The following is a 20,612-nucleotide window of genomic DNA, read 5'->3' as shown; positions in this document are numbered from 1 at the left end:
GCAAGTCAGCTGCTCTCGCCCTCGTGGGCGCCGCGCTGGCCTATGCCACCTGGGTGATCTCGCCTTGGCTCGTGCCCGAACTCAGCGTCGTCGAAAGCTATGCCTCGGAGCTCGCGGCCGACGGGCTCGGGCATGCCGAGATCTTCCGGTGGGGCGATCGCATCGCAAGCGTCTTCCTGCTCATTGCGGCAGCCCTGCTACGCGGGCCGCGGATCACCTGGCTACGGGCGCTGCTCGCCGTGTGGGCAAGCGCCACGCTCATCGATTCGTTCTTCCCCATGTCGTGTGCGCAATCGCTTGATACCGGTTGCGTCCTGCGTCATTCAACATTCCCGACGGTGCAAGACACGATCCACGTCCTATCATCCTCGACGGCAACGATTGCCTCGGTCCTCGCGGTCGCCGCCGGAACGTGGCTGCGTCCCGCGGCCCGCTCCACCCGGGTCATGGCGTGGATCTGCGTGGGCACCACGATTCTTGTCATCATCGCCTCGGGCGCTGTCGAGATCTTCCACGTCAATGCGGGACTCGGGTTAGTGCAGCGCCTCCAGCTCGCTACGCTATCGGCATGGCTGATCGCATTTGGAAGGCAGCTATGGACCAGCTGGTCTACGTCGCAGGCCTTGGACGGCCCGCGGCTGACGCGCAGCCGCTAGCTCGGGCCCTAGGAGCTCGGATCGTCGATGCCTTTGGCGTGGGCGATCCACTCTTTGAAGATCTCGCTGCAGGAGCCGACCTCGTCGCGGCGGCAGCGGGAACGAGCCGCCCGGTGTTGATCGGTCATTCAATGGGGGCTTTCGTCACCGAGTGCGCCGCCTACCGCCATCCTGCGGCCTTCAGCGCACTGGTGCTGCTCGATCCATCCATCGCCCGGCCACAGCGGGACGGATTACCACCCGCTCTACACGATGCACTGCGCCAACTTCTCGTCGGCCAATCGCGCCTGTTCACTGCAGCTCGTGACAACCTCAATTATCGCCGATTCGCGACGCTGACAGCTGCCGCGCGGCAGCGCTACGAGCTGTCGATACCGGCGCTCATCGTGACGGCGACACTCTGCCTGGAAAGTTCCTGGAGCCACCAGCACTCAGCGATGGCGAGCCAGCTGGGCGCGAGCCACATCGTGCGCGCGCCCGCCTCCCATCTATTGGCGACAAAACACCCGGATGATGTCGCCGCCATCATCCGCGCCTGGCAACGTTAACCGACGCGATGCAGCCAGCGAACCGGAGCACCGGCACCGGCGTAGCGGAAGGGTTCTAGTTCGTCATCCCACGCCTGACCAAGGGCGAGGTTGAGTTCGGCGCGCAGCGCACGTGCATCGGTATGGGATTCCATCGCCGCGCGGATGCGGTCTTCCGGCACAAGCATGTTTCCAACCGAGTCGATGTGGGCGTGGAAAATACCAAGGTCCGGTGTGTGCGACCAGCGTGAGCCATCGACGCCAAGGGAGGCTTCCTCCGTGACTTCGTAGCGCAGATGCTCCCAGCCGCGAATAGCGGAGGCGAGCTGGGCGCCAGCGCCAACGGGACCCACCCAGGAGTACTCGGCACGGAGCATTCCCGACAGGGCAGGCTGATCGGTCCATTGCATTTGAACGGGCATGTTTAAGACCGCACCGAGTGCCCACTCCACATGGGGAGCGAGGACTTTCGGTGCGGAGTGCACGAAAACCACGCCGCGCGTTGGGGCGCTAGCCATGTTGACCTCCAGTTACTCGACAGGGCGTCTTCCCCAACGACCGCCAAGAAACAGAGGTTATCTTCAGTATGGCACGAAACAGCGCCAGGCGGCTACATCGCGCGGATCGCGCGCATGGCCTTCTTTCGGTTAGCTCGATCTAACCGATCGATGTAGAGCATGCCATCGAGGTGATCGCATTCGTGTTGGATGCACCGCGCCATCAGCTCTTCGCCCTCGACGACGACCTTCTTGCCATCCAGATCAGTTCCCTCGGCGCGGGCATACCAGGCGCGTTCGGTGGGGAACCACAGGCCGGGCACCGAAAGGCACCCCTCATCTCCGTCTTGGAACTCGTCGCTGGACATTTCCACGATGACGGGGTTGAGGATATAGCCGATTTCGCCCTCGATATTCCACGAGAACGCCCGCAAGCTCACACCGATCTGATTCGCCGCTAGCCCGGCCCGGCCATCGTCATCGACGGTTTGCAACAGGTCCTCCACGAGGGCCTTCACACCGTCATCGATGGTCGTGATCGGATCGCACACGGTGCGCAAGACAGGGTCTCCGACGATGCGAATATCGCGATATGCCATGGCTAGTTGACATCCTTCATGTCGTTAGCTGCGAGCCACGTGGCGGCTTCTTGCAGCGCGTCGTCTACAGACTTTCCGGCCGCGAGAGCATCAAAGAATGCCAGGGCGGCGATGTCGTTAACGGGCGGGAAGACATCAAGCCGGGACAGTTCGATTGCCAGGCCCTCGTCGGTGGGGGACATGACCGTCTGAAACCCGAGACGAGCCGCGGCCTCGCACAGGAGGCCAGCTTCCTTGCTATCGCGAACACGATCGATGCGCAGTGCCGCGCGGGAGAGGATTCGCATGGCCATCCTTTCGGTTCGGGCTGTGATAAATAATAGCCGCGATCCGAAGCGGATCGCGGCATATTTGCTCCCGCGACTGGATTCGAACCAGTAACCGTCCGATTAACAGTCGGATGCTCTGCCGTTGAGCTACGCGGGAAGGTGCGGATACAGACTAACAGGTCAACGCGGGGCGGCAAAAACGAAAACGGTCTTAGGGGCCCCGCCCGACAGTGATGTCTACCACCTGTTAACCGGGCAGGCCGGCGGCTTCCCGCGCGGAGCGCTCGAGCTCATCGATAACCTTCCGATTCGCGGTAACCACCTCGGGCGAGCCGGCGACGATTGTTTGGGAGAACAACTGGCCATCTCGGCCGCGTCTAATGAGGATTTGGACCATTCCTTCGTCACCGAATTCGCGTGTCCTGTCATGGACGATTGAAGCCTCGATTCGTTCCCGCACGGCGGTAGTGAAGGTGAACACATTGTCGTTGAGGGTTTCAAAGACGCAATCCCCCCGTTCGGTGACGACCGGCGAGATGGTGAGGAGTCGAGAATCCCCGTTCCAGTGCGCGGAGCGGAAATCAGTCCAGGGCATTTCCTCGGTGCCCTCAGCGCTGGCGATCAGTAGTGCGCCGGGAGTGATCGCAAGCGCTCGAGAGTCGGCGAGTTCGATCGCCGTGGAACGGGCAGCCCGCGGCAGATGCGCGGCGAGAGTGGCAGGAATTTTAGCGCGCGAAGTGAACATGACGTAACCGTAACCCGCTATCTGGAGATCCGACATATCCGACTCCCGCAGGGTTATGGTGAGGGTGTCCTACAGACCATAAAGAAGTGAGTCGCCATGTCATATCTATCGTTGCTCCAACGCCTACCCGCGGAAGTACCAGACTGGGAACAGACGCTAGGAACCGGGCCGTTGCTCGGAATCGCTATCGGCGCGATCGCTTTGATCCTCGTGCTGATTATTGCTTTCCGCATCCACGCATTCGTCACATTGGTATTGGTCTCGCTCCTGACTGCGCTTGTTGCCGGAATCCCGGCGAGCGCCGTCGTGAAGGAAATGACGACTGGTTTTGGTGGCACGCTTGCTTCTGTTGCCCTCCTTGTGGCGTTAGGTGCCATGTTGGGGCGGCTCATTGAATCCTCGGGAGGCGCTCGGGTACTCGCTGAGGCAATGATCCGTACGTTTGGGGAGAAACGAGCCCCCTTTGCGCTTGGTATCGCTTCTCTCATCATGGGCTTCCCGATCTTCTTTGATGCGGGCCTGATCGTCATGCTTCCGATCATCTTCGCGATCGCGCGACGGATGAATGAACCGGTCCTGCGCTACGGGTTCCCCGCGGCTGCCGCATTCTCCGTGATGCACGTATTCCTGCCCCCGCACCCGGGTCCGGTTGCGGCCTCGGAGTTCTTTAACGCCAACGTTGGCTACATCGTCATCGTCGGCCTGTTGATTGCCTTCCCTCTGTGGTACGTCTCGGGTTATCTGTGGGGCCTTTACGTCGGTAAGAAGTACCCCCTGCCGGTGCCGACACTGCTCGGTGAGCTCGACGAGGACCAACCGAAGAATCCGCCGAGCGTCGGCACAATCATCGGGCTGCTGCTCGTTCCGCTGTTCTTGATTTTCCTCAACACCGGATTGTCCACCCTGGAGAAGACCGGCCACGTGGACGGCAGCCAGCTGTGGGTACAGGTCCTGAAGATGATCGGCGAAACCCCGATCGCGCTGCTCATCGCGCTACTGGTCGCGATGATCGTGCTGGGCTTCGCACGCGGCGAGGACAAGACGGCACTGGAAAAGCTGCTGGATTCGTCTCTCGGTCCGATCTGTTCGGTCGTTCTCATTACCGGTGCCGGTGGCATGTTCGGTGGCGTGCTGCGCGCCTCCGGCATCGGCGATGCGATGGCGGATTCCATGTCCGGCCTCGGATTGCCGCTGATCTTTGCGATCTACGTCGTTGCTGTCTTGTTGCGGCTCGCGCAGGGCTCGGCCACGGTCGCACTCGTCACGACGGCAGGCCTGTTCGCCCCGGCGGTTGTGGCCGCAGCCGGCAACATGAACGAGGTCCAGCTGGCGTGTTTGACCCTCGCTGCTGCGGCGGGTTCCGTCTTCTGCTCCCATGTCAACGACTCGGGCTTCTGGCTCGTCGGCCGACTCATGGGCATGGACGTCAAGACAACCCTGAAGACCTGGACCGTGCAGCAGGGCATCGAATCCGTTCTGGGATTCGTGCTCGTCTACGCGATCTACCTGGTCGCAGGAGCATTCTAGGAGTGAGCTATGGCTTCCTTTGAGGTATCCGAAAAGGACGCAGTCGTTCCGTTCATTGTGGCCCTGGACGTGGGCTCGTCAGGAACCCGCTGCTGTCTCTACGATGCGACCGGCACGCCGATTACCGGTCGGCGGCTCAAGGTTCCGCACGATTTCACGACGAAGTCCGACGGCGAAGTCTCAATCGATCCCGACCTCGTCGTAAGCGAAGTTGAAGAGCTTCTCGACACGGTCGTGGGCAAGGATTTTGTTGGTCAGATTGGCGGCGTGGCGATCGATACCTTCGCCGCCAGCGTCCTCGGCGTCGATGAGGAGGATCGCGCGGTAACGACGTGCTTCACCTATGCCGACTCGCGCGGCGCGGAGTTCGTCGATCAGTTGCGTGGCGCGCTCGATGTCGACGCATCGCATGAACGGACCGGCGCCTTCCTGCACACCTCCTACGTTCCGGCGCGCCTTCGCTGGTGGCGAGATGCCACCGGGAAGGATCCGCGCCGAGTAGCGAAGTGGATGTCGCTGGGGGAGTACATCTACCTCCGGCTCCTTGGGAAGACTGTCGCGGGGACGGCGACCGCGTCGTGGACCGGAATGATCAACCGCCTCACCGGTCAGTGGGACGAATCGATGGTTCGCGCAGCTGGCATCGAGATCGAGCAGCTCAGCTCGATCGCCGATCCGGACGAACCATTAGTGGACGTCAACCCCGATACCGAGCGCTGGCCGGGGTTGCGCGATGTGGCGTGGTATCCCGTCATTGCCGATGGTCTCGCGTCCAATATTGGCCCGGTCCCACCCGGGGTCTCGGCCTGCGTCATGGGCGCGTCGACCTCGGGCGCGATGCGGGTGCTGTTGCCGAAACACCCGACCCAGGTTCCGGCTGGACTGTGGTGTTACCGGATTGATCGCAATCGCTCGCTGCTCGGTGGGGCAATTAACGACGCGGGCCGAGTACCGGCGTGGCTTGCGACGCTCCTGCAGCTGCCCGACCAAGAGGAAATCGATCGCTGGTGTCGCGCAGCTCCCGAGCCCGGCACCCCGCTCTTCCTGCCGTATCTGACGGGGGAGCGAGCAACCGGCTGGCGCGCGGACGCGCGTGGCGTGTTTGCTGGGCTTTTTGCTGGGCACACCGTGCGCGATATCTATCGCGGCAGCCTCGAGGGCCTCACCCAGGCCTATGGACGCGTTGCTCGCGAGCTCTTCGCGGTCGATCCCGCAATCGACCACGTCGTCGCAACTGGCGGCATGTCGCAAGGGCTGCCGGCGTGGCTGCACATGGTTGCTGATGCGTTTGGTAAGCCCGTCGTGCCCGCGACGTTCAAACGCTCGACACTTCGTGGCACTGCGCTCCTGGCGCTCGAGCATGCCGCTCCGGACGTGACTCCAGCAGAGCCACCCGTCGGTACCGCGATTCAACCCCGAGTGGAACATCGCGATTACTACCGGGCACAGGCGCTGGAATACGAACGGATCTATCGAGGAGTGATTGCGTAACGCGCGGCGAGGGCAGTGAGCCCAAAGCAAGGGAGAGGGTTAAAATCGGGGGACGGATTTCACTTGCCCGTCCCGAGCGAAAGACCTCTTCCATGTCTCAAGCGACGCCCCAGGCCTCAGCACGCTCACTGCCTTCCAAAGCAGGAGTGTGGGTGTTCTGTGTTATCACCGCCCTCGCCGCAATCCTCGTCATCACCTCCGGACTGCTCTATCTCCAGGTCGTAAAAACCGACTTTGAACAGACCCGCTGGTTTACCCTGTGGGAATTTTTCAACGTCGACCGTGAATTTAATATCCCCACGTGGCTGGCATCGTCCATGTGGTTAGTGCTGGGAATTGTTGCGGCGGTTGTCGGGGTGGTCGCGCCGCGGCTGAAGTGGCTGTGGTTTATCTTTGCCGCGGTCGGCATCTACGCCTCGGCTGATGAGGCCGCGATGCTGCACGAACAGCTCTACCGGTTGGGCTCGATCCTCACGCCCTACCTGCCTTTCGACCCGTTCTACTACCGGTGGGTGATCGGCGGGATTGTTGTCGCGATTGGGGTCATCGCGGTGTTGTTGCCACTCGTATGGCGATTGCCGCTACCTATCATGTTGATGCTCGTTGCGGCCGGAACAATCTTCCTCTCGGGTGCTGTCGTCATGGAGACCCTCGGTGGTCGGATGATCGAGTTCCATGGCAAGACGACCTGGCACACAATGCTGCTAATCCATATAGAAGAGTCCCTCGAGTTCCTAGGGGTCGCCCTTGCGATCTGGGCGGTTTTCGAGATGCTTATCGTCAGGCGCACCGACGAGGGCCTTAGCATCGGGTTTCGGGGATATCGCTAGTGCCCCCGCCGGGGCTTGAACCCGGGACCGACGGATTATGAGTCCGCTGCTCTAACCGGCTGAGCTACAGGGGCCACGGACAACCTTACCGGCGCCGTGATGTTCTAAGAAACTACGCGCTGGTGATCACGAGCGCGACGTTGTGGCCGCCGAATCCGAACGCATTGTTGACGACCGCTCCCGCAGGAAGTTCGACCGGCTCGTTGCGGGTCACGTTGATCGGCAGATCCGGTTCGGGGTTGTCGAGGTTGATCGTTGGCGGGGCGACGCGGTGGTGGGCAGCTAGGACGGAGAACACGGCCTCCATGGCGCCGGCGCCTCCCAGCAGATGCCCGGTCATCGACTTCGTGCCGCTGACAATAGCATCCGGAGAGACCCGCGAGATTGCCGCAGCTTCGATGCCATCACCCAGGGGAGTCGAGGTCGCATGCGCATTGACATGCACAATGTCGCTGCCGCTGAGGTCGGCGTCGGCAAGGGCAAGTCGCATGGCGTGTTCTTGCCCGGCGCCCGTCGGGTCGGGCGGTGCGACGTCGAATGCGTCAGCACTCATCCCGGTTCCCGCGATGCTCGCGTAAACCTTCGCGCCGCGGGCGGCGGCATGCTCGGCGGATTCAAGGACGACGATGCCGGCGCCTTCGCCCATGACGAAACCATCTCGGTCCACGTCGTAGGGACGAGACGCGGCCTGCGGATCGTCATTGCGGGTCGACAGCGCCATCATGCGGGCAAAGGCTGCGATCGGCATGGGATGGATGGCGGCTTCGGTTCCGCCGGCAAGCACAATATCCGCACGGCCATTACGTATCATCTCCACGCCCATTGCAATAGCCTCCGCGCCGGATGCACAGGCAGACGTTGGGGCGTGTGCGCCTGCCTTGGCTCCCAGGCGCACGGAGATGATCGCGGCCGAGGAGTTCGGCATGAGCATGGGCACGGTCATCGGCAGAACTCGCCGTGCGCCCTTCTCCTTCATCGTGTCCCAGGCGTTGAGGGTTGTGTGGATGCCGCCAATGCCGGAGGCGACGGCGACACCAAATCGCTCGCCGTCGACCTCCGGGCTACCGGCATCTGCCCACGCCTCCTCGGCTGCCACAGCGGCGAGTCGAGAAGACGGGTCCATCTTTCGAGCCTGGGGGCCAGGAAGCACCGTGGCTGGGTCGACGGCGGCGGTTCCGGCAAAACGCACGGGCAATTCGAACTGGTCAAGCCAGTCGGCCTCGAGGCTACGGATTCCGGAGGTGCCTGCTAACAGAGCCTGCCAGGTTTCGGCGGTGGTGCCGGCTAGCGGGTTCGTCGTCCCAAGGCCGGTCACCACGACATCGGGTCGGGGTGTGGTCGTGTGGGCCATGATGCGTCCTATCCAGGTGGGGGTACTTAGTTCTGGGCGCCTTCGATGAAGGACACCGCGTCGTTTACGGTCACGAGGTTTTGCAGTTCCTCGTCGGGAATGCGTACGTCGAACTTCTCTTCTGCGAAGGTGCAGATCGACATCATCGACAGCGAGTCGATGTCCAGGTCATCGGAGAAGGACTTGTCCAGCTGGACATCCTCCGTCGGAACACCCGTTTCTTCGTTGACGATTTCGGCGAGGCCAGCGAGGATCTCATCCTTGTTCAGTGCCATGGTTTCTCCTTGGTTTTTTCTAGATGGACCTGATGCCGTCAGGCGCGGTGCGGCAGGCGAATGACCTGCCCGGCGTAAACGAGCCCGGCTCCAAAACCAATCTGGAGGGCGAGCTCACCGCCACGTACTTCACTATCCCGGTACAGACGCTCGGTTGCCAGCGGGATTGAGGCCGCCGAGGTGTTGCCGGTATCGACAATGTCGCGCGCAATCACGACGTCGTCACGCAGACCAACGGACTTCGCCATTTGGTCGATGATTCGAATGTTTGCCTGGTGCGGAATGAAAACATCGATGTCCTCGGGAGCAAGACCCGCAGCGGCGACGATCTCCTTAGCCACTTCCGCCATCGAGAATGCGGCCCACTTAAAGACGGTGGGGCCCTCTTGCCGGAGAGTTGGCCACGACATATCCGAGCCATCACGGATGGTGAGCCACGAATGGGTCTGCCGAATGGCCTGGGCCTGGCCGCCATCGGAGCCCCATACGGTACGCGAGACGCCGGGGGAATCAGCGGGACCCAGGATAGCGGCACCCGCACCGTCACCGAGGATGAAGGAAATCGAGCGGTCGGTCGGATCGATGAAGTCGGAGAACTTCTCGGCGCCAATGACGAGGACGTGGGTAGCCTCGCCCGAGCGAATTAGGGAGTCGGCCATCGCGATGCCGTAGCAGTAGCCGGCGCAGGCCGCCGAGATATCGAAGGCAGCTGCAGGGGTCGCTCCAATGGCATCCGCAACGATCGCGGCGGCAGCCGGGGTCTGGTCGAAATGTGTCACAGTCGAGACAATGACGGTGTCGACATCGGAGCCCTGAAGGCCGGCTTTCGTCAGCGCATCCGTCGCCGCAGCGGTTGCTAGGGAGACCGCGGTATCGGCTGCCGTCCCGTAGCGCCGGGTGACGATACCGGTGCGACGCCGAATCCATTCATCGGAGGAATCGATCGGCTCGACGATGTCATCATTTGGCACAATGCGTTCGCCGCGAACGGCTCCAAACGCGAGCACCTGCGAGCCGGCGCGCGCCTCAGCAATCGATAGTTGGCGGCTCATGCGTTGTCCTCCTGGCCTAAGAATCCGGGCAGTTCGGCGACGTTGTCAGGCGCTAGGGAGAGCGTGGCAACCCCCTTGAGGTCACGGCGTGCCAGGCCCGCCAGCACACCCGCGGGAGCGAGTTCGATCGCGTGGGTGACGCCCTTCGAGAGCAATTGCTCTTGGCATAGGTCCCAGCGCACCGGTGAGGTAATCTGCTGGACGATCCGCCACACGGCCTGAGAGCCCGCGTGGAGTGGGGCGCCGTCATGGTTCGACAGGAGCGTGCAATTGGGATTGCTGACGACGAGATTCTCGGCAGCATCGCGTACGGCCGGAACTGCGTCAGCCATGTAATGGGTGTGGAAGGCTCCGGCGACGGACAGGGGGATGAGCCGTGCACCACGCGGGAGGTTTTCGCCAAGCGCGGTGATCGCTTCGGTGGAGCCGGCGGCGACGACCTGCGTTGTGCCATTGATGTTCGCGGGAGCGACGTTGTGGGCATCGAGTGCGGCAAGAACGTCGGGACGCTTGCCGCCGACAATGGCGGCCATCGTCGTCTCGTTCTTGGCGGCAGCCTGCGCCATCGCGCGGCCACGGATTGCCGCGAGCCGCACGGCATCGCCATCGGAGATGACGCCCGCGATGGCTAGTGCCGCGATCTCTCCAACGCTGTGGCCAGCCACAACCTGCGGGATCCGCGCCCCACGTGTCTGGGCGATCCGCCAACTCAAGATAGACAGGGCGACAATCAGCGGCTGGGCGTTCTTTGTGTCGCGAAGGGTCTCGTCATCGGCATGCGAACCGAGCTCGACAAGGTCGAGGTCGGCGGCCTGCGACCATGACTCGATGTGCGAGGCGGCGGTGAAATCCGACTCGTCGGCAAACTCTAGCCACTGGGTGAGCATGCCGGGTCGTTGCGAACCCTGGCCAGGACATAAAACTGCGAGCACTGCTCCACTTTCCCAGGTTTCGTTTCATCTGCCGCCTGTGTGGGCCACCAAGTCGACCCACCTCGTTTGTGGATGGTCTACAAAGCGGCAGTCCCTGGCAGCGTCCCGCCGCTCAGTCGGCCCACAGTGAGCGCAATCTGCAGAATCTGGCCCTCACGAGCCTCGGTCGGATCCCACCCGATGACCTGCGCAATGCGGCGCAGGCGATAGCGAACCGTGTTGGGGTGGACGTAGAGGTCACGCGCGGCCGCTTCCAGGGAGCGTCCCTGGCCAAGATATGAATCCAGGGTCTCAACGAGCACAGGGCCGGCGCTGACGAGCGGAATATAGATCTCGTCGATCAGGGTATTGCGGGCGAGCTGATCGCCATCGAGGACTCGCTCCGGGAGCAGGTCGTCTGCCTGCATAATTCGAGCGGGCGCTGATAGCGCTCGAATCACTTGGTGAGCGGCGATGGCGGCACGTGCGGAGGTGCCAGCCTTGACGATGTCGTCGACGCTCGGGCCAATGATGATGGTGCCGTCACCGAAGTGGTGCTCGATGAGGGATGCAATCTTGCTTGGATTCTCATCCGCGCCGAGGACAGCGATGATCCGATCACCCTGAATCCCGACGAGGGCATCCGAGGTCGCGCGTAGACATGCCTCCCGGAGTTCGGCTGTTGTCGATTCGGTGAGTTGATGCGGCGCAGGTCCGACGATGACGAACGTGTGGTTTCGGCCTTTCCACCCGACCGTAGCGACACGTGAGCGCATCACCGCCGGGGAAGTGCCGCGCACAATGGCATCAATCGCGGCAGCTTCTAGGCGTGCATCCCATTGGCCCCTGGACTCAGCGGCGCGCGCATAGATACCGGCGGCAGAGAATGCCACTTCACGCGAATAGATGAGGGCAGCCTCGTACAGATCTCGCCGGTAATCCGGTGCGACGTGCTGCTGGCTGTGCTCCTCGACGACTTCGGCAATGAGTCGAACAACCTGCAAGGTGCGCTGCAGGGAGATCGTACGGGTGAGCTCTGGGGGAGCGACGCGGAAAATATCCTGTGGCCGCGCCGCATCGTCCTCGAGCTGCATCCAGGCCACGAATCGGTTGATGCCTTCATGCGCGACGAGTCCCAGCCACGACCTATCTTCACTCGACAGATCACGCCACCACTGCAGATCGCGTTCCATTCGCGCTACCGCCGTGAGCTTGAGTTCATCGGAGCCCTTGCGAAGCGCCGAAATGACGTGCTCGGGCAGATCCGTTGGCGCGCGAGAAGGAAGTGTCGTCATGGCGGGAAGCATACCGCCTCACGGGAACCTCAGGCAGACGTGTCATGCTCTGTGGCCCAGTGAATCCTACGGATTAACCTACTAGTGCGCTGATACCCTAGCCCGCGATAGTGTGAGAGCAGAACGCTGCTATGCCGGAGGAAGAAATGCACGACGAGGATGACGCGATGGTTCACGAAGCCATCGAAACCAATCCCACACTCAAAGAGACGCTCGAATCTGATGTGCCAGTAGACGCTTCGAGCCCTGAGGACTCCGAACCGGCTGACCTTCGCGGCGCGGTCACTCGCCCCGTTCAGGAAGCAGAAAACCCGCTTGAAGAGGGACTGCGCCAGGCGGAAGAGGCATTGCGCCAGCGGCTGCTCGATGATCCCAACGACCAGCAGGCCTTTGCCACCTTGGCGCGACTCGTCTCGGTGGGCGCGAGGTATGAGGAAATGCCCGATCCGTTGACGGCCGATGAACTTCCTGCCGACCAGCGCGAACGCATCAACACCGCCGTTTGGGCCCTTGCCGACGAATACGTTGGGAACTCCCGCGCGTGGTATCCGCTCATCCAGCTCGCTCGCCTCTCGCTGAATGAAGACCGCGAAAGCGCCATTCGGCGATTGAAGACTGCCTGCGAACGCGAGGACACCGGCGTCGCGCTTTTCGAATCACTGCAAATGCTGCGTCGCGCCAATCTGCCGGGCGAGGCAGTCCAGTTGGGTGTCGGAAACTGGGACCCGACCACGCACGTCACGGATGCCGGTCGCCAGCTGGTCCGTGCCGCCTGTGAGGCCGGTCGCCCTGCCGAGGCCGAACGGTTGCTGAAATCGCTGCGGGATGCCAGCGACGAGTCGGAGGACTTTACCGATCTCGATGTGGCGATTCAAGACGCCTATGCGGCGCGAGGTTAAGGGACCCATCACCGCCCTTGCTTGAGGGAGCGGAGTTCGTAATAACGAATGCTGAACTGGGTCGGCAACATTCTGCACATTCGTGCAAACAGGTAGACATCGGTCGAACACTCGTCGGTACTATGCAGCCCACTGCTGTAAGGTGTTAGCCTCGAAGTGGTTATCAAGGGGGATGCTGCATGAGTTCGTCTATGACATCGCACAAACGCGCGTTGCCTCGTCAAACTGATAGTTCGACAATCAAGGTCCGCGATGGACGAATCATGGTTGCGGCGCGCCCACAGACGGGACCGCAGTCATGGCTCCTGAAACTTGCCGCAGCGCTGACCGGAGCAATTCTTGCGGCCTTCGTGGCGATCCATATGGTCGGCAACATCAAAGCGTATTTTGGGCCCGCGCATTTCAATGACTATGCGCACTGGTTGCGCGTTGCGGGCGAGCCGCTACTACCGGAGATGGGCTTGCTGTGGGCCTTTCGCGTGGTCCTGCTGATTTCGATCATCATCCATATCGCTGCGACACTAGCGCTGACGTTCCGTTCGAGGTCCGCTCGGGGACCACATCGCGCGCGCGGCCTGAGGGCTGAGTCATGGGTCTCGCGAACGATGCTTATCACCGGGATCGCACTGCTCGGTTTCATCATCATTCACATTCTGGATCTCACAACCGGGCACCTTAACGGCGCTTTCCAGGCGCCGACGCATACCGGTTCGTTTGCCTACGAAAACCTCATCGCGTCATTCTCCCGGCCACTGTTTTCGCTGATCTATCTCGTCGCGATGGGGGCGCTTGCCGTGCACCTTATCCATGGCCTGTGGCTGCTGGCGACCGACTTTGCTGTGACCGGTCCCCGGACGCGGCGAGTTTGGAAGCTGATCGCATATGCGGCCGGAATCGTCATCGCACTCGTCAATATGAGTGTGCCGCTCGCAGTGCTGACGGGAGTGCTGTCATGATCGAGAAGGCGGAATCAACACCCCTCGACATTGAGGTGGGAACGACCCTGTCAGCGCACAGTCCCGACGGGGATCCCGCAACTGCGTGGCAGCGTGCGAAGGACAGCTATCGGTTAGTCTCCGCGCTCAATCGCCGAAAGTTCTCGATCGTTGTCATCGGTACGGGGCTTGCCGGCTCGGGAGCTGCGGCAGCATTAGCCGATCTGGGATACCAGGTCACTGCGGTGACCTATCACGATGCGCCAAGGAGGGCGCACTCGGTTGCTGCTCAAGGCGGAATCAATGCCGCGCGAGGACGGAAAGTCGACAATGACTCTCTTGGCCGCTTCGTCAAAGACACCGTTAAAGGTGGCGACTACCGCGGTCGTGAACGTGAGGTCTTTCGGTTGGCTGAAGAATCAGCCCGAGTAATCGACCACATGAATGCACTCGGGGCTCCTTTTGCCCGCGAGTATGGCGGCTCGTTAGATACGCGGTCCTTCGGCGGTGTACAGGTCTCACGGACGTACTACACCCGCGGGCAGACTGGTCAACAACTTCAAATAGCGGGTGCCGCAGCGCTCGGACAGCAGGTTGCTCGCGGCGCGCTCCGGTTACTCGTCCGTCACGAGATGGTTGATCTCATCGTGAAAGACGGTCGTGCCCAGGGAGTCATCGTTCGGAATCTTCTCACGGGTGAATTGCAGCCGATCACCGCCCACGCGGTCGTGCTGGCGACCGGCGGGTACGGCAATATTTTTTATCATTCCACCCTGGCAAAGAACTCCAACGCCTCGGCGTCATGGCGCGCCCACCGTCGCGGCGCATACCTCGCGATGCCGTCATTCATCCAGTTCCATCCGACAGCCCTACCCATCTCGACACACTGGCAATCGAAATCGATCCTGATGAGTGAATCCCTTCGCAACGATGGACGGATCTGGGTACCGAAAACTGCGGGCGATACCCGGGAGCCGAACGACATCCCCGAGGATGAGCGCGACTATTACTTGGAGCGGAGATACCCCGCATTCGGGAACCTCACACCGCGGGATGTTGCCTCCCGTGCAGCGCGCGAACGAATTGATGTCGGCCATGGAGTAGGCCCGCTCAAGAACTCGGTCTACCTCGATTTCCGCGACGCACTGCAGCGTTTCGGCAAGGAGACGATTAGCGCCCGATACGGGAACCTCTTCCACATGTATGAAGATGCCACCGGTGAAAACCCGTATGAGGTGCCGATGAGGATCGCTCCGGTAGCCCATTTCACCATGGGAGGACTCTGGGCCGACTACCAGCTCATGACTTCAATACCCGGACTGTTTGTCGCGGGTGAAGCCGGATCGAGCTATCACGGCGCCAACCGACTAGGTGCAAACTCCCTGCTGTCCGCCTGCGTGGATGGCTGGTTCACGATTCCATTCACCGTGCCAAACTACCTAGCCGACCACCTCGGGACGGAACCATTGGATGAGGATGACGAAGTCGTCCAGAACACCCTTAACGATGCCTATGAACGCTTCGATCGTCTCCTCAACATCGGGGGGACCAAGCCACCGCGCTCATTCCACCGCGCTTTGGGAGAGATCCTCTACCGCGGGTGCGGAGTGAGTCGAGACCGAGAAGGATTAATTGAGGCAATTGCCCAAATTCGCACGCTGCGAGAGAACTTCTATCAGGACTTGAGGATCGCTGGATCAGCTAGCCGCATTAACCAGGAGCTCGAGTACGCCGGGCGGGTTGAAGACTACCTTCAACTTGCGGAAGTGATGTGTGTCGATGCGCTCGATCGCGAAGAGTCCTGCGGCGCCCATTTCCGCATCGAGTATCAGCATGACGATGGCGAAGCGAAGCGTGACGACGAAAACTGGGCTCTCATCTCGGCGTGGCAAACGGGGAATTGGGAGGGCAGCGCGAGGTTCACTCGCCACGTGGAGCCGCTGGAATTTAGCGCCGTGCCACTGCAAGTGAGGGATTACCGATGAAACTCATCGTGAGAGTGTGGCGACAAGAGGGCCCCGAGGCCGCGGGTCAGTTCGAAAGCCATGAGGTCAACGGCCTCGAACCGTCGATGTCGATCCTTGAGCTTCTCGACAAGATGAATGATGACATCATCACGGCGGGAGGCGATCCGGTCGTGTTCGAATCGGACTGCCGTGAAGGGATCTGCGGAGCGTGTGGGATCACGATCGATCGCCGTCCTCATGGCCCCGTGCCGCGGACCCCCGCCTGCCACCAACGCCTCGCATCGTTTGACGACGGCCAGACGATCACTCTGGAACCATTTCGGTCCGCTGCCTATCCCGTCATCGCCGATCTCATGGTTGAACGCGGCTACCTCACCGATGTTCTCAATGTCGGTGGTGCCCCCAGTGTCGCTCCGGGAACTGCGCCAGACGCAGACAGCGACCGCATCACGCACGAAGATTCGGAACGCGCACTCGATTTTGCTGCGTGTATCGGTTGCGGAGCGTGCGTTGCCGCATGTCCCAACGGTTCCGCCAATCTCTACGTCGGCGCCAAACTTGCCCATCTGTCCCTACTACCGATTCCCGCGAGCGAGCGAGGACGCAGAGCTCGCGACATGATCGCCGAAATGGATCAACATTTTGGCCCATGCTCCCTGCACGGGGAGTGTGCCGAAGTTTGCCCGGCGGATATTCCGCTGCTCGCGGTAAGTTACGTGAATCGCGAGCGGCTGCGTGCAGCAGTCCGGCAACACGATGATTAGAAGACACCTGTCAATGACGACACGAGGGAGTTCACCACACATGACCACACGGATCGAAGAAGATCTGCTCGGTACCCGCGAAGTTCCCAGCGACGCCTACTACGGGATCCACACCCTCAGGGCGATCGAGAACTTCCCTATTTCCGGACGCCTCGTCCAAAGCGTGCCAGAGTTCGTTCGCGCGATGGCGCAGGTCAAGAAGGCCTCAGCGCTGGCAAACAAAGAGCTGGGCGCACTGCCCTATGACATCGCGGACGCGATCATCGCGGGCTGTGACCAGCTGCTTGAGCACGACCGCTGCCTCGACCAGTTTCCCATCGACCTGTTCCAAGGTGGCGCTGGCACCAGCGTCAATATGAACACGAACGAAGTCATCGCCAACCTTGCCTTGGAGCACCTCGGCTATGACAAAGGCCGTTACGAGATCATTAACCCCAACGATCACGTCAACAAGTCGCAGTCGACGAACGATGCGTATCCGACGGGGCTGCGGCTCGCCATGTACGGCATGGTGCATGATCTCATGGGCCATATCCGTGAGCTCGCCAACTCCTTCTTGGACAAATCGAAAGAGTTTGAGCGGGTGTTGAAGATGGGGCACACCCAGCTCCAAGACGCTGTTCCCATGACCTTGGGACAGGAGTTCAAGGGGTTTGCGACAAACCTGGAAGAAGAGCTCGTTACACTGGAGCGCTGCTCCAGCTACCTTCTCGGTGTCAACCTCGGAGCGACGGCGATCGGCACCGGATTGAACACGCCCGATGGCTACGCGCACGTGGCAGCCGAGAAGCTGTCGGAGGTTACGGGACTGCCGATCACCTCGGCGCCCGATCTTGTGGAGGCCACCAGCGATAATGGCGATTACGTTCTCGTTCATGCGTGCTTGAAGCGGCTAGCTCACAAGCTGTCGAAGATCTCTAACGACCTTCGCCTGCTGTCCTCCGGCCCTCGGGCTGGCCTTAACGAGATCAATCTCCCGGAGATGCAAGCCGGTTCCTCCATCATGCCGGCCAAGGTCAACCCGGTGATCCCGGAGGTCGTCAACCAGGTGTGCTTCAAGGTGATTGGCAACGACATGACGGTCACCATGGCGGCCGAGGCAGGCCAGCTGCAGCTCAATGTCATGGAACCCGCGATGGCAGAAGCGATGTTTGAGTCGCTTCGGCTCCTTTCCGCAGCGAGTGACACACTGCGGGAGCGCTGCGTCGACGGCATTACGGCCAATGAGGACAAGTGCCGTGCCTACGTCGAACAATCGATCGGTATCGTCACCTATCTCAACCCCATCATCGGACACCACAATGGTGACCGCGTTGGTCGAGAGTGCGCGAAGACCGGCAAGTCGGTGAAGGAGGTTGTCGTGGAGATGGGCCTGCTCACCGAGGAGCAGGTCGATGAGATTCTCACGACAGAGGCCTTCATGAAGCCGAAATACACCGGCAAGATCTACGCGCCTGACGAGCGCGGCTTGCCGACGACCTAACTACCACATCCGCGGTAGCGGGCCCCAGCCCCTGGGCAATGACGCTCAGCGGGTCGGCCCGTCACCGATTTCACCACTGACCACGTGAGGATTCACTGTCATGATTTGGGTACACCTACTCATTGTTTTGGCTGCCATTTTTCTGGGTGCCAGGTACGGCTCGATCGCAATCGGCGCTGCCGGTGGCCTGGGAGTCATCCTGCTTGGCGCCACGGGGGCGCCCGTTTCCCGAGAAGACATTCCCTTCGACGTCATCGGCATCATCATGTCGGTGATCGCCGCGATTGCCGCCATGCAAGCGGCCGGCGGCATGGACTGGCTCGTCGCGCTCACCGACCGTCTGTTGCGAAAGAAACCGAAGCGCATCACGCTGCTCGCGCCGATCGTCACCTATCTGTTGACGTTGTTCGCAGGGACGGGGCATACCGCATTTGCGGCGTTGCCCGTCATTACCGAGGTAGCGAAGGAGAACGACATTCGCCCCTCCCGGCCGTTATCAATTGCTGTCGTCGCCTCACAGATGGCCATTACCGCGAGCCCAATCTCGGCGGCCGTCGTCTTCATGGCCTCTGTCGTCGAGCCGTTGGGGGTGGGCTACCTGACCCTGCTCGCCATCGCCATCCCGTCGACCTTCTTAGCTACGGTTGCCACGAGTTTTCTGGCGAATATGCTCGGCAAACCGTTGAGCTCGGATCCGGTCTACCTGGAGCGTAAGAAACAGGGGCTTATCGAGTTGCGGGGAGCGCATGAGTACGAAGAACGCCCGGGGGCTAAGCGCTCGGTCCTCATCTTTCTCATCGCGATCATCGCTGTGGTGACCTATGCGGCGCTCATTTCGGAAAACCTCCACATCATTTCCGATCCAACGCTGCCTCGGACCGAGGCGATCATGTCGATCATGCTCGCGGCGGCGATGGCTATTACGATCCTGTGCCGCATCGACCCGTCCGAGATTCTTGGAATGCAGACCTTCCGCTCCGGCATGTCGGCGTGTGTCTGTGTCCTTGGGGTGGCGTGGCTCGGAACGACGTTCGTCTCAACGCATATGGAGGCCATTACTGCCTTAGCCGGCTCGGCCCTAACGGCCTATCCCTGGTTGCTTGCCGTCGTGCTGTTCTTCGCAGCGGCGCTGCTGTACTCCCAGGCCGCGACCACCAAGGCGCTTATGCCAACGGCAATTGCGCTCGGCGCGAGCCCGATTGCGGCGATCGCGGCCTTCCCTGCGGTCTCGGCGCTGTTCGTCCTACCGACGTATCCGACGTTGCTGGCTGCCGTCGAGATGGACGATACCGGCTCTACTCGCGTTGGACGTGCGATCTTTAATCACCCGTTCATGATTCCGGGCATTGTCAATATTGCCTTGGCCGTAGGACTCGGTTTCCTCTTCGGCTCGCTTATGCTCTGAGCGCGTGATCGGAAAGGATCTCAGCGGCTTCATCCACGGAATCCACTAGGAAGATGGATGAGGCCGCTGGGCCCGACGATACGACGGCATACAGCAGCGGCCAGGCGGGCAGGACTCGGGTCCAGTAGTCGCGGTCGATGAGGACCATCGGGGCTACGGCCTCGGGCGGCGAGTAGTGGTTTTCGCACGCGTCCTGGAAGATTTCCTGGACAGTGCCGGCGTGGCCTGGCAGGAACGCGATTCCGGCGTCACAGATCTCGAGCAGGATTGACTCGCGCAGGGCATTGGTGAAGTACTTCGCGGTATGGGTAGCAAACAGGTTGGGCGGCTCATGGCCATAGAACCAGGTCGGAATTCCAAGACTTGGCGTGCCCTCATAGTCGCGAATGAGGTCGAACGCGACGCGCGCCCAGGCCGTGGCATCGGGCACGAAGCTTGGCACGCTTGCCAAGGACTCCAGCGCACTGTGCAGGCGGGTGCCGTCGGCGGAGAAGAATGCGCCGAGATTAACGGCCTCCATTGCGCCCGGACCGCCGCCGGTGGCGACAGTGAGGCCTTGCCGGTCGAGGACCTGACCGAATCGGGCTGCTTTCGCGTACTGGTCGGAGCCGCGCTGCAATGCATGGCCGCCCATGACCCCGGCGATGTGGGGCGCGAAGATGCCCCGGCTACGGATATCGGCCAGGGCATCGGAGATACCGTGATCGTGCAGCGCTGTCGCGAGCGTGACTCGAACGTCTCCGCGGGTGTCTTGGCGCTCGGTCCACGCATAAACTTGCGCATCGAAAGTAGCCTCGTAGCCGCCTTCGTCTAGCCCGGCGTAGAGCTGTTGCGGGGTGTAGAGGCTCGCCCGGTACATGTTGAAAGGGATATCGCGGATCCGCGGGAAAACGAGGCCGCCGCGAGCCCTCAGGGATTCTTCGTCCGCCTTGGTGAGCGCGCAGCCGAGAAAGAGTGCGCCCGTCGGGTCAAGCGCCCGCAGGTCGGGGGAGCGTTCGCGTAGATCGACTCCTTGGATGTGCCATCCCGACATTTTCTTGGCGCCTCGAGCGACGAGTTCGTCGAACTTCTCGAGGGTTTCGATATCGGTGGCGCGTGGCTGGCGGGAGTAGAGCGACTGGGACATGGTGGCCT

21 protein-coding genes and 2 tRNA genes are annotated in these 20,612 nt (G+C 61.5%); 11 read left to right on the top strand and 12 right to left on the bottom strand.

The features are described from left to right. Nucleotides 1–23 precede the first annotated feature (23 nt). Nucleotides 24–656, top strand: a complete 633-nt coding sequence (locus MUN85_RS08140) for a DUF998 domain-containing protein (RefSeq protein ID WP_250506253.1) — start codon at nt 24–26, stop codon at nt 654–656. Continuing rightward, the gene (locus tag MUN85_RS08135) at nt 569–1,204 is read left to right on the top strand and encodes an alpha/beta fold hydrolase (RefSeq protein ID WP_250506252.1); all 636 of its coding nucleotides are present in this window, start codon (nt 569–571) and stop codon (nt 1,202–1,204) included. The genes MUN85_RS08140 and MUN85_RS08135 overlap by 88 nt, the downstream gene beginning before the upstream one ends. Here the strand turns inward: MUN85_RS08135 and MUN85_RS08130 are convergent. From MUN85_RS08130 to MUN85_RS08110, 5 genes are all read right to left on the bottom strand, one after another. Then, nucleotides 1,201–1,701 carry a DUF3145 domain-containing protein gene (locus MUN85_RS08130; RefSeq protein WP_250506251.1) on the bottom strand — a complete coding sequence of 167 codons (501 nt, stop codon included), beginning with the start codon at nt 1,699–1,701 and terminating at the stop codon, nt 1,201–1,203. The two genes, MUN85_RS08135 and MUN85_RS08130, sit on opposite strands and share 4 nt — an antisense overlap. Before the next feature lie 92 nt (nt 1,702–1,793). Beyond that, nucleotides 1,794–2,279, bottom strand: a complete 486-nt coding sequence (def, locus tag MUN85_RS08125; RefSeq protein WP_250506250.1) for a peptide deformylase — start codon at nt 2,277–2,279, stop codon at nt 1,794–1,796. A 2-nt stretch (nt 2,280–2,281) separates the two neighbouring features. Continuing rightward, entirely contained in the window at nt 2,282–2,566 is a 285-nt protein-coding gene (locus tag MUN85_RS08120) for a hypothetical protein (RefSeq protein ID WP_250506249.1), read from the bottom strand. A gap of 67 nt (nt 2,567–2,633) precedes the next feature. Beyond that, nucleotides 2,634–2,705 (bottom strand) — tRNA-Asn (locus MUN85_RS08115). 90 nt (nt 2,706–2,795) lie between these two features. After that, nucleotides 2,796–3,293, bottom strand: a complete 498-nt coding sequence (locus MUN85_RS08110) for a hypothetical protein (RefSeq protein WP_250506248.1) — start codon at nt 3,291–3,293, stop codon at nt 2,796–2,798. A 171-nt stretch (nt 3,294–3,464) separates the two neighbouring features. On the opposite strand from MUN85_RS08110, the gene MUN85_RS08105 reads away from it, so the two are divergent. The 3 genes from MUN85_RS08105 to MUN85_RS08095 all read left to right on the top strand — a co-directional run bounded on the left by MUN85_RS08105 (nt 3,465) and on the right by MUN85_RS08095 (nt 7,141). Then, on the top strand, nt 3,465–4,820 hold the full coding sequence (locus MUN85_RS08105; protein WP_250506247.1) for a GntP family permease: 1,356 nt from the start codon (nt 3,465–3,467) through the stop codon (nt 4,818–4,820). Between the two features lie 9 nt (nt 4,821–4,829). Further along, a complete protein-coding gene (locus MUN85_RS08100; protein WP_250506246.1) occupies nt 4,830–6,311 on the top strand; it encodes a gluconokinase in 1,482 nt (493 codons plus the stop codon). A 152-nt stretch (nt 6,312–6,463) separates the two neighbouring features. After that, nucleotides 6,464–7,141 carry a DUF8692 domain-containing protein gene (locus tag MUN85_RS08095; RefSeq protein ID WP_250506245.1) on the top strand — a complete coding sequence of 226 codons (678 nt, stop codon included), beginning with the start codon at nt 6,464–6,466 and terminating at the stop codon, nt 7,139–7,141. On the opposite strand, the gene MUN85_RS08090 is transcribed toward MUN85_RS08095, so the two are convergent. The 6 genes from MUN85_RS08090 to MUN85_RS08065 all read right to left on the bottom strand — a co-directional run bounded on the left by MUN85_RS08090 (nt 7,142) and on the right by MUN85_RS08065 (nt 12,025). Further along, nucleotides 7,142–7,215 (bottom strand) — tRNA-Ile (locus tag MUN85_RS08090). Between the two features lie 38 nt (nt 7,216–7,253). Continuing rightward, nucleotides 7,254–8,492 carry a beta-ketoacyl-[acyl-carrier-protein] synthase family protein gene (locus MUN85_RS08085; RefSeq protein WP_250506244.1) on the bottom strand — a complete coding sequence of 413 codons (1,239 nt, stop codon included), beginning with the start codon at nt 8,490–8,492 and terminating at the stop codon, nt 7,254–7,256. A gap of 26 nt (nt 8,493–8,518) precedes the next feature. Continuing rightward, nucleotides 8,519–8,767 carry an acyl carrier protein gene (locus MUN85_RS08080; RefSeq protein ID WP_073717535.1) on the bottom strand — a complete coding sequence of 83 codons (249 nt, stop codon included), beginning with the start codon at nt 8,765–8,767 and terminating at the stop codon, nt 8,519–8,521. Between the two features lie 38 nt (nt 8,768–8,805). Beyond that, nucleotides 8,806–9,819, bottom strand: a complete 1,014-nt coding sequence (locus tag MUN85_RS08075) for a beta-ketoacyl-ACP synthase 3 (protein WP_250506243.1) — start codon at nt 9,817–9,819, stop codon at nt 8,806–8,808. Beyond that, on the bottom strand, nt 9,816–10,751 hold the full coding sequence (locus MUN85_RS08070; protein ID WP_348647967.1) for an ACP S-malonyltransferase: 936 nt from the start codon (nt 10,749–10,751) through the stop codon (nt 9,816–9,818). The genes MUN85_RS08075 and MUN85_RS08070 overlap by 4 nt, the downstream gene beginning before the upstream one ends. A gap of 77 nt (nt 10,752–10,828) precedes the next feature. Then, on the bottom strand, nt 10,829–12,025 hold the full coding sequence (locus MUN85_RS08065) for a PucR family transcriptional regulator (protein WP_250506241.1): 1,197 nt from the start codon (nt 12,023–12,025) through the stop codon (nt 10,829–10,831). A gap of 131 nt (nt 12,026–12,156) precedes the next feature. Between MUN85_RS08065 and MUN85_RS08060 the strand changes: the two genes are divergently transcribed. The 6 genes from MUN85_RS08060 (at nt 12,157) to MUN85_RS08035 (ending at nt 19,478) form a co-directional block, all read left to right on the top strand. Next, nucleotides 12,157–12,924, top strand: coding sequence for a hypothetical protein (locus tag MUN85_RS08060; protein ID WP_250506240.1), 768 nt, complete (start codon nt 12,157–12,159; stop codon nt 12,922–12,924). A gap of 263 nt (nt 12,925–13,187) precedes the next feature. Further along, nucleotides 13,188–13,880, top strand: coding sequence for a succinate dehydrogenase cytochrome b subunit (locus MUN85_RS08055; protein ID WP_250506239.1), 693 nt, complete (start codon nt 13,188–13,190; stop codon nt 13,878–13,880). After that, nucleotides 13,877–15,844, top strand: a complete 1,968-nt coding sequence (locus MUN85_RS08050) for a fumarate reductase/succinate dehydrogenase flavoprotein subunit (protein ID WP_250506238.1) — start codon at nt 13,877–13,879, stop codon at nt 15,842–15,844. Before MUN85_RS08055 ends, MUN85_RS08050 begins: the two co-directional genes overlap by 4 nt. Then, nucleotides 15,841–16,590 carry a succinate dehydrogenase/fumarate reductase iron-sulfur subunit gene (locus MUN85_RS08045; protein ID WP_250506237.1) on the top strand — a complete coding sequence of 250 codons (750 nt, stop codon included), beginning with the start codon at nt 15,841–15,843 and terminating at the stop codon, nt 16,588–16,590. Before MUN85_RS08050 ends, MUN85_RS08045 begins: the two co-directional genes overlap by 4 nt. Before the next feature lie 40 nt (nt 16,591–16,630). Then, nucleotides 16,631–18,073 carry an aspartate ammonia-lyase gene (gene aspA, locus MUN85_RS08040; protein ID WP_250506236.1) on the top strand — a complete coding sequence of 481 codons (1,443 nt, stop codon included), beginning with the start codon at nt 16,631–16,633 and terminating at the stop codon, nt 18,071–18,073. Between the two features lie 100 nt (nt 18,074–18,173). Beyond that, complete coding sequence (locus tag MUN85_RS08035) at nt 18,174–19,478, top strand: anaerobic C4-dicarboxylate transporter (RefSeq protein WP_250506235.1); 1,305 nt, start codon at nt 18,174–18,176, stop codon at nt 19,476–19,478. Here MUN85_RS08035 and MUN85_RS08030 read toward each other — a convergent pair. Further along, the gene (locus tag MUN85_RS08030; protein WP_250506234.1) at nt 19,468–20,604 is read right to left on the bottom strand and encodes an LOG family protein; all 1,137 of its coding nucleotides are present in this window, start codon (nt 20,602–20,604) and stop codon (nt 19,468–19,470) included. The two genes, MUN85_RS08035 and MUN85_RS08030, sit on opposite strands and share 11 nt — an antisense overlap. Between the last annotated feature and the right edge of the window lie 8 nt (nt 20,605–20,612).

This window comes from Bowdeniella massiliensis (assembly GCF_023634005.1).
Taxonomy (GTDB): Bacteria; Actinomycetota; Actinomycetes; order Actinomycetales; family Actinomycetaceae; genus Bowdeniella; species Bowdeniella massiliensis.
Note: the sequence above shows the minus strand (reverse complement) of the source record. Positions and strands in the feature narration are given on the sequence as shown.